This window comes from Pseudomonas sp., from assembly GCF_030690725.1.
In the GTDB taxonomy this organism is placed as follows: domain Bacteria; phylum Pseudomonadota; class Gammaproteobacteria; order Pseudomonadales; family Pseudomonadaceae; genus Aquipseudomonas.
This window is the reverse complement of the sequence record NZ_JAUYGD010000056.1, coordinates 1-1091: the sequence shown is the minus strand read 5'-3', so window position 1 is coordinate 1091 and position 1091 is coordinate 1. Positions and strand designations below refer to the sequence as shown.

Annotated in this window: 1 protein-coding gene; it reads right to left on the bottom strand. The window is 56.0% G+C overall.

The window, feature by feature from the left end; genetic code table 11:
- Window positions 1-1091 (bottom strand): elongation factor Tu (gene tuf / locus Q8O69_RS14065; protein ID WP_305592934.1); only part of this gene is annotated, 1091 nt, incomplete at both ends.

Here is a 1091-nt window from a genome sequence, read left to right as displayed (position 1 = left end):
TCTTCCATTGCGATGGTCTTGATCAGAGTGACAGTCATCTGGATGTTGTCACCTGGCATTACCATCTCAACGCCTTCCGGCAGTTCGCAGTTACCAGTTACGTCAGTAGTACGGAAGTAGAACTGAGGACGGTAGCCTTTGAAGAACGGAGTGTGACGACCGCCTTCTTCTTTGCTCAACACATACACTTCTGCAGTGAAGGTGGTGTGCGGCTTAACCGAGCCTGGCTTGACCAGAACCTGACCACGCTCTACGTCGTCACGCTTGGTGCCACGCAGCAGAACGCCGCAGTTCTCACCAGCACGACCTTCGTCGAGCAACTTGCGGAACATCTCAACACCGGTACAGGTGGTCTTGGTGGTATCACGCAGACCAACGATCTCGATTTCTTCCTGGATCTTGACGATACCGCGCTCGATACGGCCAGTTACCACGGTGCCACGACCGGAGATCGAGAATACGTCTTCGATTGGCATCAGGAACGGCTTGTCGATGGCACGCACTGGCTCAGGGATGTAGCTGTCCAGAGTCTCAACCAACTTCTTGACGGCAGTGGTGCCCATCTCGTTGTCGTCTTGACCGTTCAGAGCCATCAGAGCGGAACCGATGATGATCGGAGTGTCGTCGCCTGGGAAATCGTAAGTGCTGAGCAGGTCACGCACTTCCATTTCCACCAGCTCCAGCAGCTCGGCGTCGTCAACCATGTCAGCCTTGTTCAGGAAGACCACGATGTACGGAACACCTACCTGACGGGACAGCAGGATGTGCTCGCGAGTCTGCGGCATCGGGCCGTCAGCAGCGGAGCAGACCAGGATAGCGCCGTCCATCTGCGCAGCACCGGTGATCATGTTTTTTACGTAGTCGGCGTGACCTGGGCAGTCAACGTGTGCGTAGTGACGCACGGCCGAATCGTATTCAACGTGAGCGGTGTTGATGGTGATACCGCGAGCTTTTTCTTCTGGGGCGCTGTCGATCTTGTCGAAGTCAACCTTGGCCGAACCGAATACTTCGGAGCAGACGCGGGTCAGAGCAGCGGTCAGAGTGGTTTTACCGTGGTCAACGTGACCGATAGTGCCAACGTTGACGTGCGG